This window comes from Arthrobacter sp. YD4, assembly GCF_030410515.1.
Taxonomy (GTDB): domain Bacteria; phylum Actinomycetota; class Actinomycetes; order Actinomycetales; family Micrococcaceae; genus Arthrobacter.
This window is the reverse complement of record NZ_JAUHHD010000003.1, coordinates 156138-169749: the sequence shown is the minus strand read 5'-3', so window position 1 is coordinate 169749 and position 13612 is coordinate 156138. Positions and strand designations below refer to the sequence as shown.

The 13612-nt window shown below is 69.1% G+C and carries 10 protein-coding genes and 2 tRNA genes; 1 reads left to right on the top strand and 11 read right to left on the bottom strand.

What is annotated here, in order from left to right; translation table 11 throughout:
* Positions 1 to 49: 49 nt before the first annotated feature.
* A tRNA-Glu gene (locus QWJ39_RS09210) sits at positions 50 to 122 on the bottom strand.
* Positions 123 to 230: 108 nt separating this feature from the next.
* Positions 231 to 302: transfer RNA gene (locus QWJ39_RS09205), tRNA-Gln, on the bottom strand.
* Between the two features lie 344 nt (positions 303 to 646).
* On the opposite strand from QWJ39_RS09205, the gene QWJ39_RS09200 reads away from it, so the two are divergent.
* Complete coding sequence (locus tag QWJ39_RS09200) at positions 647 to 2077, top strand: hypothetical protein (protein ID WP_290257492.1); 1431 nt, start codon at positions 647 to 649, stop codon at positions 2075 to 2077.
* 44 nt (positions 2078 to 2121) lie between these two features.
* On the opposite strand, the gene QWJ39_RS09195 is transcribed toward QWJ39_RS09200, so the two are convergent.
* The 9 genes from QWJ39_RS09195 to QWJ39_RS09155 all read right to left on the bottom strand — a co-directional run bounded on the left by QWJ39_RS09195 (position 2122) and on the right by QWJ39_RS09155 (position 13550).
* On the bottom strand, positions 2122 to 2868 hold the full coding sequence (locus QWJ39_RS09195) for an HAD family hydrolase (protein WP_290257871.1): 747 nt from the start codon (positions 2866 to 2868) through the stop codon (positions 2122 to 2124).
* 2 nt (positions 2869 to 2870) lie between these two features.
* Positions 2871 to 4406 (bottom strand): glutamate--tRNA ligase, encoded by a 1536-nt coding sequence (gene gltX / locus QWJ39_RS09190; protein WP_290257491.1) that lies wholly within the window; start codon positions 4404 to 4406, stop codon positions 2871 to 2873.
* A gap of 33 nt (positions 4407 to 4439) precedes the next feature.
* Complete coding sequence (locus tag QWJ39_RS09185) at positions 4440 to 5216, bottom strand: fumarylacetoacetate hydrolase family protein (protein ID WP_290257489.1); 777 nt, start codon at positions 5214 to 5216, stop codon at positions 4440 to 4442.
* Positions 5217 to 5226: 10 nt separating this feature from the next.
* Positions 5227 to 6012 carry an MBL fold metallo-hydrolase gene (locus QWJ39_RS09180; protein WP_290257488.1) on the bottom strand — a complete coding sequence of 262 codons (786 nt, stop codon included), beginning with the start codon at positions 6010 to 6012 and terminating at the stop codon, positions 5227 to 5229.
* A 47-nt stretch (positions 6013 to 6059) separates the two neighbouring features.
* Positions 6060 to 7172: a branched-chain amino acid aminotransferase gene (locus QWJ39_RS09175; protein WP_290257487.1), complete on the bottom strand. Its 1113-nt coding sequence runs from the start codon at positions 7170 to 7172 to the stop codon at positions 6060 to 6062.
* Between the two features lie 96 nt (positions 7173 to 7268).
* A complete protein-coding gene (locus tag QWJ39_RS09170; RefSeq protein WP_290257486.1) occupies positions 7269 to 8321 on the bottom strand; it encodes a 3-isopropylmalate dehydrogenase in 1053 nt (350 codons plus the stop codon).
* A gap of 103 nt (positions 8322 to 8424) precedes the next feature.
* Complete coding sequence (gene metG, locus QWJ39_RS09165) at positions 8425 to 9984, bottom strand: methionine--tRNA ligase (RefSeq protein ID WP_290257485.1); 1560 nt, start codon at positions 9982 to 9984, stop codon at positions 8425 to 8427.
* Between the two features lie 9 nt (positions 9985 to 9993).
* A complete protein-coding gene (locus tag QWJ39_RS09160) occupies positions 9994 to 10722 on the bottom strand; it encodes an ATP-binding cassette domain-containing protein (RefSeq protein WP_290257870.1) in 729 nt (242 codons plus the stop codon).
* 38 nt (positions 10723 to 10760) lie between these two features.
* Entirely contained in the window at positions 10761 to 13550 is a 2790-nt protein-coding gene (locus QWJ39_RS09155) for an FtsX-like permease family protein (protein ID WP_290257484.1), read from the bottom strand.
* Positions 13551 to 13612 lie beyond the last annotated feature (62 nt).

Genomic DNA, 13612 nt, shown 5'->3' with positions numbered 1-13612 from the left:
CAGGGCATAAAAAAATCCCCCGGAGACCGTAGTCTCCGAGGGAAATTTGTGACCCCAGCGGGATTCGAACCCGCGTTACCGCCGTGAGAGGGCGGCGTACTAGGCCGCTATACGATGGGGCCTTGCACTTTTCCAGCTCGAAGATTGTTTCACACCTTCAGCCGTTATCCAAATCGGCTGAACCGATTCAGATGCTCCGATTTTCCGCGGAATACCGCGGATTTTCAGAGCTGGGATACCAGGACTCGAACCTAGAATGACGGTACCAGAAACCGTAGTGTTGCCAATTACACCATATCCCATTGTGACTTTCGGACCAGTTCCGCAGGCCTAAACCCGCGCTCCCGGCGCCTCAGCACGAGTAATTACTTTACCCGAGACTTTTGTCCGGCACAAATCGGCCCGAAGACCCCGCTGGAAAGCCCCGAAGGGTGGCCCGCGCGGCAGGCAGCTCCGGCCAATCTGCGAAAAACCCTTGCCAACCCGCCGTCGATAAGTTTACTCTCGGTAAGTTACCAACGAGTAACCCAACCCTCCCCCAATCGAAAAGCAGCATCCCCACGGCCGGAGACGGCTGTTAGCTGCATCACACTGGCGGGGCCGGCAGCGCAGCCGTTGCCGGCTGGATCGTCGAGAGGAACAAGTTGTGCCACAGAGTCGTGTCGCCATCGCTCCGCCCCGTAACCGGGCCCAACAAATCGCCATCGCCGTCCTGGCGCTGCTGCTGATCGCCCTGCTGGGCTTCTACACCCTGGTCACGGGCAAGATCACCGACGGGTCCGCCCGTCTCAACGACGGCGCGGGCCAGGCCGCCGCCGGGGCACAGCAGCTCAAGGACGGTGCGGGGAAGCTCGCCGACGGCGCGGGCCAGGCCGACACCGGCTCGGGCAAGCTCTCGGACGGCGCGGAGAAGATCCACCAGGGCATCGCCGGCAAGCTCGCCCCCGGCGCGGATCAGCTGCAGCAGGGCGCGACCCAGCTCTCCGAGGGGGCGGTCAAGATCCAGACGGATGTGGACAATAAGCTCGCCCCCGGCGTCTACCAGGTGGACGACGGCGCCCAGAAGCTGGCGGCGGGTGCTGTCCAGCTCTCCGCCGCGCTGACCCCCACGGCCGCCGGCAACGCGGAGAACAACCTGGCCGACGGCGCTACCCAGCTCAACGCCGGAGCCGGCCAGCTGGCCGCGGGCACGGGCCAACTGGCCGCCGGCACGGACCAGCTCGCCGCCGGCACCGACCAGCTCAAGGGCTACCGGGGCGCCAACAACAACCCCGAGGCCGGAACCGGAACGGCTGCCCTGGCCCAGGCGCTGGAGCAGCTGAATGCCGCCGCCAGTGATCCTGTCCAGGGCCTGGTTCCGCTGTCCGTGGTCAGGGACAAGATCACCAAGATCTTGGACGGCGCCCACCGCCTGGACGCGGGCGCCTCGCAACTGCAAACCGGGGCCGGCCAGCTCCGCAGCGGCGCCGCCCAGTTGAACACCGGCGCCGGGCAGCTCCACGCCGGAACCGGGAAGCTCACCGCCGGCTTCGCCACCCTGGCGGCCAAGCTCAACAGCCAGGACCCCAACAACCCCGGCGTCGTCCTGGGCACCCGACTGCTGGCGGACGGCACCTCGAAAATCCGGGTGGGCATGGACGGCGTACCCGGCGATCCGGAGCACCCGGGCCTGCTGAAGGCCACGGCCAAGATGACCGACGGCAGCTCACGGCTCGCGGACGGAACCCTGGCACTGAACACGGGCATCAAGGGCGATCCCGCGGACCCGGCAAACCCGGGCCTGCTGAACGGATCCACCGCACTGGCCACCGGCGCCTCCGACCTCCACACCGGCAACAGCAAGCTCGCCGCGGGGTCCACGCAGCTCGCCACCGGCGCCGACAAGCTGGCCGACGGCAACGCGCAGATCGCCGCCGGAACCGGCACGCTCTTCTCCAGCGCCTCCGCGGTGTCGCCGTCGAGCATGATCAAGAACGACGTCGCCGTGGCCCTGGGGCTGGTGACCCTGCTGGCGCTCGGCGCCGTCGGCGCCTACCTGGCGCTGCGGAACCGGCGGCTCGCCCAAGCTCCGGCCTAAAGGACCGCCCAGGCCAGCCCGCCAGGCCGTCCAGGGACATCAACTCAGGCGAGCAGGTCCAGCAGCGAGGAGACCTCGCGTCCGGTGAACTCCGGCGCGGGGTCTCCGCCGCGGTTCAGCCACACGCCCACCAGCCCGGCCGCCGTCGCGCCGTCCGCGTCGAGCAGCCGGTTGTCGCCGACGTAGAGCGTCTCCCCCGGGCCGGTGCCGAGCAGGCGCACGCCCTCGAGGTAGATGGCGGGGTCCGGCTTCGGGACGCCCACGGTGTCCGTGCCGACCAGCACGCCGATCCGCTCCAGCCCGGCGGCGTCGAGCTTCACCCGCTGGTAGTCGTGGACGTTGTTGCTGACCGCACCGTACGGGATGCCGGCGGCGTCCAGGGCGTCCAGCAGCGGAACCACGTCGTCGAAGGCGCGGATGTAGCTGTGCTGCAGGCTCGCGTAGGAGCTGACCCAGTGATGGGCCTGCTCCCCCTCGGCAAGCTCGACGCCGAAGTGCCCCAGTGCGGCGCGGCCGCGGAGCAGGCGCTGCTCGTTGAACGTCAGCTCGCCGGCCAGGTAGCGGTCGTAGTAGTGCGTGGTTTCCTTCGTGAAGATGCGGCCGAACTTCTCCCAGGAGGCCTCATCCAGGCCCGGGAGCAGATGCTCGCTGACGCCGCGCAGGGCCGCCGTCATGGCGAACTCCAGGTCCACCAGCGTGTCGTCGATATCGAAGAGCACGCCGGTGACGGCGGTGAGACCGGGCGCCAGCACGTCGGCCGCCCGGTCCCCGCCCCGCGTGGCGGCATCCATCATCAGCCGCGGAAGGCGCGCAGGCGGGCCAGGGACGAGTCCCGGCCCAGGATGACCATGGACTCGAACAGCGGCGGGGAGATCCGGCGGCCGGAGATGGCCGTGCGGACCGGGCCGAACGCCAGCCGGGGCTTGACGCCGAGGCCCTCGACCAGCGATTCCTTCAGGGCGGCCTGGATGCTCTCCGCGGTCCACTCCTGCAGCGGTTCCAGCGAGGCCAGTGCGGCGTCGAGGACTTCGGTGAGGTTCTCCGGGAGTCCCTTGCGGGCGTCGTCGGCCACGTCCACCGCGTCGTCGGCCTTGAAGAGGAAGGCGAGCATCTCGGGCGCTTCGCCGAGGAGCGAGATGCGCTCCTGGATCAGCGGCGCAGCCTCGGCGAGGATCTCCTCTTCGCGCGCGGTGAGCGTCTCCCCCACCAGGCCGGCGGCCTGCAGGTACGGGACCAGCCGGCCGCGGAAGTCCTCGGCGTCGAGCATGCGGATGTGCGTGCCGTTGATGGCCTCGGCCTTCTTGAGGTCGAAGCGGGCCGGGTTGGCCAGCACGTCGTGGACGTCGAAGTTCTCGATCAACTGCTCCACGGTGAAGATGTCCTCGTCCGCGGAGAGGCTCCAGCCCAGCAGCGAGAGGTAGTTAAGCAGGCCCTCGGGGATGAAGCCGCGGTCGCGCAGCAGAAAGAGGTTGGACTGCGGATCGCGCTTGGAGAGCTTCTTGTTGCCCTCGCCCATGACGTAGGGCAGGTGGCCGAACTCGGGCAGGTAGCTGGCGACGCCGATCTCCATCAGCGCCCGGAACAGCACCACCTGGCGGGGCGTGGAGGAGAGCAGGTCCTCGCCGCGGAGGACGTGGGTGATGCCCATCAGCGCGTCGTCCACCGGGTTGACCAGGGTGTAGAGCGGCGAACCGTCGGCGCGGACGATCACGTAGTCCGGGATGCTGCCGGCCTTGAAGGTGATCTCGCCGCGGACCATGTCGGTGAAGGTGACATCCTCGTCGGGCATCCGCATCCGCAACACCGGCTGCCGGCCCTCGGCCTGGAACGCGGCGAGCTGTTCCTCGGAGAGGTTCCGGTCGAAGTTGTCGTAGCCAAGCTTCGGGTCGCGGCCGGCGGCGCGGTGGCGTGCCTCGACTTCCTCCGGGGAGGAGTAGCACTCGTAGGCGTAGCCGCCTGCGACGAGCTTGGCCACCACGTCCTTGTAGAGGTCCAGGCGCTGCGACTGGCGGTAGGGTTCGTGCGGGCCGCCCACCTCGACGCCCTCTTCCCAGCTGATGCCGAGCCACTTCAGCGCCTCCAGCAGCTGCTGGTAGCTCTCCTCCGAGTCGCGCGCCGCGTCCGTGTCCTCGATCCGGAAGACGAACGTGCCCTTGGTGTGCTTCGCGTGGGCCCAGTTGAACAGGGCGGTGCGGATCAGGCCGACGTGCGGGGTTCCGGTGGGCGAGGGGCAGAACCGGACCCGGACCGGGGTGTCCGCGGTGACTTCGCGGGGGGCTTCACGGTTCGGGTCCGTGGTGGCAGAGCTGGAGAAGGTGGGAGTAGTCATAGTGGTACCAACTTTACCGCGTGCGCCAACTTCCTACCGGCGGACGATCGGGTTGGAGAGGCGTCCGATGCCCTCGATCTCCACCTCGTAGCGGTCCCCGGCCTGGACGAGGCCGACGCCGGCCGGGGTGCCGGTCATAATGACGTCGCCGGGCAGCAGGGTGAAGGCGTGCGAGACGATCGAGACCAGCTCGCGGACACCGCGGATCATCTGGTTGGTGTTGCCGTCCTGGCGCAGTTCGCCGTTCAGGCGGCCCTGGATCTGCAGGTCCTCGGTGTCCAGTTCGGTTTCAATCCAGGGGCCCAGCGGGGCGGACGTGTCGAAGCCCTTGGCGCGGGCCCACTGCAGGTCGGTCTTCTGGACGTCCCGGGCGGTGAGGTCGTTGCCGCAGGTGTAGCCGAAGACGACGTCGTCCACACGCTCCTCGGGGACGTCCTTGCAGATCCGGCCGATCACGACGCACAGTTCGGCTTCGAAGGAGATCTCCTCGGAGAACTCGGGCAGGACCACGGGGTCGTTCGGGCCCACCACGGAGGTGTTGGGCTTGAGGAACAGCAGCGGCTGGGCGGGCACCTCGTTGCCGAGTTCGTGGGCGTGCTCCACGAAGTTGCGGCCGACGCCGACGACCTTGCTGCGCGGGATGATCGGCGCGAGCAGGCGGACGTCCTCCAGCTGGTGCTTCACGGAAGTCCGTTCGACGCCGTTGAAGAAGGGGTCGCCGTGGATGACAGTGATGACCTCACTGCCGGGCTCGCCTTCGACGATGCCGTAAAGGGGATCAGAATCAACTACAAACCGGGCGATACGCATGCGCCCTAGCCTACCGTCCGCGCAGGTAGTCCAGCTGCGCGGCGACGGACAGTTCGGCGGCGGGCCGGACGGAGGGGTCGACGGCGGCGTAGACGGCGTCGGCCACCTCCACGACGCCGGCGTCCCCGCCGAGTTCGGCCAGGGCGGAGCGGATCTGGGAGAGCCGGTCCTGGCGGTGGTCGCGGTAGGCCCGGACGATCGTGTCCAGCGCGGGGAGGATGGGCCCGTGGGCCGGCAGGACCGTCGCCGGGCCGATCCGCTCCAGCTGGTCGAGCGAGTCGAGATAGTCCCCCAGCCGCCCGTCGGGGTAGTCCAGCACCGTGGTCCCGACGCCAAGGACGGTGTCGCCGGTGAGGACCGAGCCGTGTTCGCCGTCGCCGGGCAGATGGAAGCAGACGGAGTCGGAGGTGTGGCCCGGCGTCGCCAGCACCCGGATCTCGACGCCGGCGGCGTGCAGCACCTCACCGTCGGCCAGCGGTTCGGCGCCGTGGCAGTGCGCGGGGTCGGCGGCCCGCACGGGGGCGCCGGTCAGCTCCGCGAACCGGGCGGCCGCTGCCGTGTGGTCGGCGTGGCGGTGGGTGATCAGGATCAGTTCCACCGTCCCGGCCCGGCCGAGCGCGGCCAGATGCTCCTCATCCAGCGGGCCCGGGTCCACCACCACGACGGCGGAGGCCCCCGGGGCCGAGAGCACGTACGAGTTGGTCCCGTGCAGGCTCATCGGCCCCGGGTTGGGCGCCAGATGGAAGGCGGTCAGGTCGGTACTCCGGACCGGGGCCCGGACGTCGTCATGGATCACAGTCCCATCTTCCCACCGCGCCCGCCCGGAGGGCAGGGCCGGAGTGCTTACGCCAGGCGGGTCAGCCAGCCGTGGGTGTCCTCGACCGTGCCGGTCTGGATGCCGAGCAGCTGTTCGCGGATGGCCATGGTGGTCTCGCCGGCCTTGGCGTCCTCGGAGCCGATGAACTCGGTGGCGTCCTTGAGCACGCCGATCGGGGTGATCACGGCGGCGGTGCCGCAGGCGAAGACCTCGGCGATCTCACCGGAGGCCACGCCGTCGCGCCACTCGTCCAGGGTGATCTTCCGTTCGGTGACCTCGCGGCCCATGTCGCGGGCCACCTGGATCACCGAGGAGCGGGTGACGCCCTCCAGGATGGTGCCGGAGAGCGCCGGGGTGACCAGGGAGCCGTCCTTCATCACAAAGAAGACGTTCATGCCTCCGAGTTCCTCGACGGCGTTGTCGTTGAACTGGTCCAGGAAGAGCACCTGCTTGCAGCCGTTGGCCTCGGCCTCCTGCTGGGCGATCAGCGACGCGGCGTAGTTGCCGCCGCACTTGGCGGCACCGGTGCCGCCGCGGCCGGCGCGGGCGTATTCGCGGGAGATCCAGATGGAAACCGGCTTGAGCTCGCCGCCGAAGTAGTTGCCGGCCGGGGAGGCGATAACGCGGAAGGAGACCTCGCGGGCCGCCCGGACGCCCAGGAACGCCTCGGTGGCGATCATGAACGGCCGCAGGTACAGGGCCTCGCCGTCGCCGGAGGGAACCCAGTCACGGTCGACGGAGACCAGTTCGCGGATGGCGGCGAGGAAGTATTCCTCGGGCAGTTCCGGCAGTGCGAGCCGGCGGGCGGACTTTTTCAGCCGGGCGGCGTTGGCCTCGGGCCGGAACGTCCAGACGGAGCCGTCCGCGTGGCGGTAGGCCTTCAGGCCCTCGAAGATTTCCTGGCCGTAGTGCAGGACCGCGGCGGAGGGGTCCAGCATGATCGGACCGTAGGGTTCGATCCGGGCGTCGTGCCAGCCGCCTTTGCCCTCGGCGTCGACGCTATAGTCGACGATCGCGGTGTGGTCGGTGAAGTAGTCGCCGAATCCCGGGTTCGCCAGGATGGCTGCGCGCTCTTCCGCGGACTTCGGGTTCGCCGAGAGCCGCTGCGCGAATTCGACGCCATGGGCAGTCTGGGTCATGGTTCCTCCATGGTCGGCTGCCTGGCGGTGTGAACGTGGTTCATCCTCGGACCACGGCAGCAAATTGGTGAGTCGAAACTAGCTTACGCCCGGGCGTCAGAGGGCGGCCGCGATGGCATCGCCGATCGCCGCCGTGCTGCGGAAGCTCCCGTCGCGGGCCTCGACGTCGGCGGTCACGGCCGCCTCGATCCGCCGCGCGGCCGCGCCGTAGCCGAGGTGGTCCAGCAGCAGGGCCGCGGAAAGAATCGCGGCGCTCGGGTCGGCCTTCTGCTGGCCGGCGATGTCCGGGGCGGAGCCGTGGACGGGTTCGAACATCGACGGCGCGGTGCGGTCCATGTTGATGTTGCCGGACGCGGCCAGGCCGATGCCGCCGGTGATGGCCGCGGCGAGGTCGGTGAGGATGTCGCCGAAGAGGTTGTCGGTGACGATCACGTCGAAGCGGGCAGGGTCCGTGACCATGAAGATGGTGGCGGCGTCCACGTGCAGGTAATCGTGGCTGACCTCGGGGAACTCCTGGGCGACGGCCTCCACGGTGCGCTTCCAGAGGTGGCCGGCGTAGACCAGCACGTTGTGCTTGTGCACCAGGGTCAGCTTCTTGCGCGGGCGTTCGTTGGCGCGGCGGAAGGCGTCCCGGACCACGCGCTCGACGCCGTGGGCGGTGTTCAGCGAGACCTCGGTGGCGACCTCGTGCGGGGTGCCGCTGCGCAGGGTGCCGCCGTTGCCGACGTACGGGCCCTCGGTACCCTCGCGGACCACGATGAAGTCAACCTCGCCGGGGTTGGCCAGCGGGCTGCCGACGCCGGCGTACAGCTTGGAGGGGCGCAGGTTCACGTAGTGGTCCAGGCTGAAGCGGAGCTTGAGCAGCAGTTCGCGCTCGATGATGCCGGACGGGATCCGGGTGTCCCCGGGAGCGGCGCCGACGGCGCCGAAGAGGATGGCGTCGCGGCCGCGCAGGTCCGCCAGGGTCTCCTCGGGCAGGGTCTCCCCCGTGGCCAGCCAGTGCGTGGCGCCGAGGTCGTAGTGGGTCTGCTGCAACACGATGCCCTCGGCCGCGGCGGCCTTCTCGAGCACCTTGAGGGCTTCGGCTACGACCTCGGGGCCGATGCCGTCGCCGGGGATAACGGCCAGGTCGATCGTGGATTCGCTCATACCTTCAGGGTAGTAAGGCCATCCGCATGCTGGGCAATCCGTCTCAAAATACGAACACCCCCGGCGGCGTGCCGGGGGTGTCCGCGGAGTTCGGGCCGGTGGCTCAGGCCTCCGCGGGTTCCTCGTACTTCGGGAAGACCGGGGCCGGCGCGGGCAGGGCGGTGCCGGCCTCGATCGGCGTGGCCAGCGCGGCGAAGCTGCGGGCCTCCCCCTCGGGCTGGCCGAGGCTGTCCAGGATGGCGCCGGCCGCCGTCGGCATCACCGGCTGCGCCAGGATGGCGACGTTCCGCAACACCTCGAGGGTGACGTAGAGGACCGTGTTCATCCGTTCGACGTCGGTCTTCCGCAGCACCCACGGAGCCTGCTCGGCGAAGTAGGCATTGGTGTCGCCCAGGACATTCCAGATGGCCTCCAGCGCGCGGCTGAATTCCTGCTTCTCGAACGCGGCCCGGGCGGTCTCCAGCAGGCCGCGGGCCTGTCCCAGCAGGGCGTCGTCCTCGGCGCTGAAGGCGGCCGGGACGGGGACCTTGCACTCGCAGTTCTTGGCGACCATGGACAGGGACCGCTGGGCCAGGTTGCCGAAGTTGTTGGCCAGGTCCGCGTTCATCCGGCCGACGATCGCCTCGTGGTTGTAGTTGCCGTCGGCGCCGAAGGGGACTTCCCGGAGGAAGAAGTACCGCACCTGGTCCAGGCCGTACTGAGCGACGAAGTCCGCCGGCGCCACCACGTTGCCGAGCGACTTGGACATCTTGACGCCGTTGTTGTGCAGGAAGCCGTGAATCATGATGCGCTTGGGCAGCTCCAGCCCGGCGGACATCAGGAAGGCGGGCCAGTAGATGGCGTGGAACCGGGAGATGTCCTTGCCGATCACGTGCACGTCGGCCGGCCAGTACTTCTTAAAGGAGTCGGAGTCGAGGTCCGGGTAGCCGACGCCGGTGAGGTAGTTGGTGAGCGCGTCCACCCACACGTACATGACGTGCCCGTCGCTGCCCGGGACGGGCACGCCCCAGTCGAAGGTGGTCCGGCTGATGGAGAGGTCCTCCAGGCCGCGCTTGACGAAGCTGATGACCTCGTTGAACCGTGACTGGGGTGCACCGAACTCGGGGTGTGCCTGGTACAGGGCCAGCAGCTTGTCCTGGTAGGCCGAGAGCCGGAAGAAGTAGCTCTCCTCGGCGGTCCAGGTGACCGGCGTGTCCGTCTCCCGCGAGTAGCGGAGGCCGTCGTCCTTGACCACGGTCTCGTCTTCGCCGTAGTAGGCCTCGTCGCGGACCGAATACCAGCCCTCATAGTTGGACAGGTAAATGTCCCCGTTCGCTTCCATCTTCTTCCAGATGGCCTGCGACGCGGCGTAGTGGTCGGCGTCCGTGGTCCGGATGAAGCGGTCGTAGGAGATCCCCAGGGCAGCGTGCGCGGCTTGGTAGATCTCCGCATTCCGGTCGACCAGTTCCTTGGGCGGAATGCCTTCCTTCTCGGCCGTCTGGGCGATCTTCATCCCGTGCTCGTCGGTCCCGGTGAGGAAGAAGACGTCGTAGCCGTCCAGCCGCTTGAACCGTGCCATCGCATCGGTCGCGATGTATTCGTAGGCGTGGCCGATGTGCGGCACGCCGTTCGGGTAGGTGATGGCGGTGGTGATGTAGAACGGGGGCTTTTCGGAAGACGTCACGGGTTAAACCTAAATCAGTTCGGTGAGGGTATCGCTCTGGCGGACAAGTTCGTGGTCATGTGAAGCGACCAGCACGGCGATGCCGTCCGAGGTGGTGTCCTTGAGGATGCTGATGATGCGGTTGGCCGAGGCCCGGTCCAGGCTGGCGGTCGGTTCGTCCACCACGAGCACCCGGGTGCCCAGGATCAGCGCACGGGCGATCGCCACGCGCTGCCGTTCGCCGCCGGAGAGCTGGGCGGGGCGGTGGCGCATGCGCCGGCCCAGGCCCACCAGGTCCAGGAGGTCCTTGGCCATGTCGCGGCGCTGTTCGACCTCGCCGTCCGGGACGGCCGGCAGCAGGACGTTCTCCAGCGCGCTCATGCCGTCGATCAGGGCGCCGCCCTGGTCCACGTAGCCGATCAGCGCGCGGCGGCGGTCGGCGATCTCGTCGTCGCCCATGGTCTCCAGCGAGTCGCCCTCCCAGAACACCCGGCCCGACGTCGGCAGGGTCAGGCCCGCGCCGACGGTGAGGATGCTGGTCTTGCCGGAGCCGGAGCGGCCGGCGACGCAGTGCATCTCGCCGGCGTGCAGCGTCATGTTGAAGTCATCCACGACGTTGACGGCTTCGGCGCCGTTCTTGCCGCCGCCGTAGTGGATGGTGATGTTGCTCAGCTCCAGCGGCGTGGCGTGGTCCGTCGGCCGCACGATCGTGTTGGCGCGGGTCTTCTGCGCCGCCGCACGGCGGGTGCTGGTGGTCATCCGGTCGTGTGCTTCCCGGTCAAGGTTCAGCTCGTTGGTCATTGGACTACTTTCGTTGCAATCGGGATCCAGCAGAGGACCGCGACCAGGCCGGCGACGGCGGCCCAGAGTGCGGCGTAGGGGGCGAGGATGAGGCCCACGCCCAGGGCACCGAGGACGCCCAGGGGCAGGCCGATGGTTCCCACCATGGCATTTTCGAAGAAGCGGACCTGGCCCAGCATGTCCGGGTTCCAGCCCATCGCCTGCAGCGTGCCCAGGTACTGGCGCTTGGCGGCGAGCTCGAACCGGCCGGTGACCATGGTCAGCAGCAGGCCCACGGCAACCCCGGAGATGCCCAGGATGATGCTGGGCAGGGCGATGCTGGCGGCGGCTACGCCGCTGAGGGCGCTGGCGCCGGCGGCGCGCGGGATGTCGATCAGCAGGGCCGCGAGGCCGCCCACCGCGGCGCCGAAGACGCCGACGGCGATCGCCAGGGAGCCGGTGTTGAACTTGTTGGTGCTCAGCTGCCGGCTGGCGAAGGTCAGCGGGGAGTCGACCGGGATGAGCCGCTCGTCATGCTGGGGTTCCTGGTCGATCACCTCACGGTGGCGCAGCTGCTGGGCGGCGAAGAAGGCCGCGGCGCAGTAGAGCACCAGGACCGAGGCGGAGACGATCGCGGTGGCCGGGTTCCAGCTGACCAGGCTCAGGATGATCCCGGCGGCGGCCAGCGCCGCGGCGCCGACTCCGAACTCGGCCAGCACCCAGGTGCGGATCCGGCGCTGGGTCCAGCCCATGGCGCGCAGGGTTCCGGCCTCGCGGCGGCGCTTGCGGACGTAGCTGACGGTGGAGGCGCCGGTCAGCAGGGCGGCCCCGCAGAGGGTCAGGAACAGCAGGGTGAGGTTGGTCCCGGAGAGCGAGCCGGTCACGGCGTCGGCTGCGTTCTGCCGCACCCACGACTGCGTGACGGTGCCCAGCGGGGATTCCTTGGCGGCGTCGTCCTTGGAGTAGCCGGGCACGAAGATGCTGGCGTCCTCGCGGGCGGAGCCTGCCACCACGGTGGCCTCCAGGCCCATGTCCCGGATCTGGTTGGCGAGCTTCTCGACCTCGGGCTGCGCCTGCTTCCAGGTGCCGTCGACCTTGGCTCGGACCCGCACGGCGTCGATGACGGAGGCGTTCTTGTCGTAGCCGCGGGCGGCGGCCAGGCCGTAGTAGTCGGTGATGGCGCCGGCGGACTGGCTGACCAGGCCCGTGGCGCTGAGCGAGGGCTTGAGGGCGGTGGGGGTGGTGTCCTTGCCGGAGCCGTCCTTGGTCAGGGTCATCGGCGTCGGGTCGTAGCCGCCCAGCGGGAGGCGGTTGACGTCGCCGGCGGCCTCCTGCACCTTGGCCGGATCAAAGGTGCCGTAGACCATGGGCAGCGGCGTCGCCGGCTTCTTGCCCGTCTGCAGGTTCTCCCGGTAGGAGCGCTCGTCCACCGGGGTGCGCTGGGTCTGGTCGACGGCGGCACCGTTGGCGCCCTTCTCGGGGAGCCGGTTCACGGTGACCCACTCACCGGGGACGGCGGACTTTTCGACGGCGCCGTTGCCGGCGGTCTGGCCGTCCTTGTACTTCGGCGCGGTGGCGAAGTCGGTGCTCCAGATGGCGGGGTTGTAGAGGCCCTGGCCGAAGCCGCCGGTGTCGCCCATCAGCGAGCTGAGGTCCTTGGAGCCGGGCCAGGCCAGGTCGAACGGGGCCTTCGAGACGAACGGCAGGTAATCCTTGTCCAGCGACCGGGTCACGGTGCCGACGTCCTTGGTGACATTGCCGGCGTTGTCGATTTCCTCGATCTTGACCGAGTACTTCAGGTCCAGGGAGGTGCCGGAGCGGACGATCAGCGGGATGGCCTGCGAGTCGGCGGTGAGCTGGCCGGCGTTCTTGGCCTGCTGGTACTGGGTCATCAGCGGCGCCCAGTACTTGAGCTTCACGCCCAGGAAGTCGGGGCCTTCCTTGAGCTGGTCCATGGTGATGCCGCTGGTGAAGAGGCTCTCGAAGTGGCGGCCGATCGCGCCGGCGTCGCGGGCGTCGGCGGGCGGGGCCTTCTCCAGGGGTGCCAGGAAGTCGCCGGCACCGCCCAGCAGGGCGCGTTCGGCGACGGGGTCGACGGCGACAACGGACTCGGTGACCTGCGGCGCCAGGGGCAGCGCCACGGAGAGGTTGAAGAGGGTGTGCTCGGAGCCACCGGCCGGGGCCGGGAACTTGATGCCGGTCTCCCCCGCCGGGCCCGCGATGCGGACGTTCTTGCCGCCGGCGACCTGTTCCTCGACCAGCTTGCCCTTGCCGAGGGTGCCCTCGGCGGTGGTCTTGAACAGCGTCTGTTCGCTGGAGCCGTTGGAGCTGACGGCGCTGGCGGTCAGGCGGTACTTCTTGGGGGTGTCGCTGAGGACGGACTGCGCGGCGGGCCACTTGGAGGGGTCCGTGGCGGTGGGGTCACCGGCGGTGCCGGCCAGGCCGGCGTTGTAGCCCAGGTAGTCGGTGGCGTCGAGGCGGGGCGCCTCCAGGTTCTGCGAGACACGCGAGACCAGGCTGATCGGCGCGGCAACGGAGGTGCCGGAGAGCTTCCGGATGGCGTCGAGCTGGTCGAAGCCGATGCCGCCCTGGCCGGTGGCGATGTCCGGCTGCATCAACGCTCCGGACGAGCTGGCCTTGGCCTGGACCAGGATGTCGTAGAGGCCGCGCGAGTTCTGGTCGACGGTGCGGTTGAGCGCCGCCTGGGACTGTCCCTGCACGAGGACGGACAGGCACATGGCGACGATCAAAATGGACGCGGTCAGCAAAAGCACTCTGCTTCTGATGAACCTTTGGACGGCGTTCATTGGGCTCCTGAAAGCTGGATTGCGTGCACACGCCGCTGTTCGAATCCGCGGGTTCTCGGCGC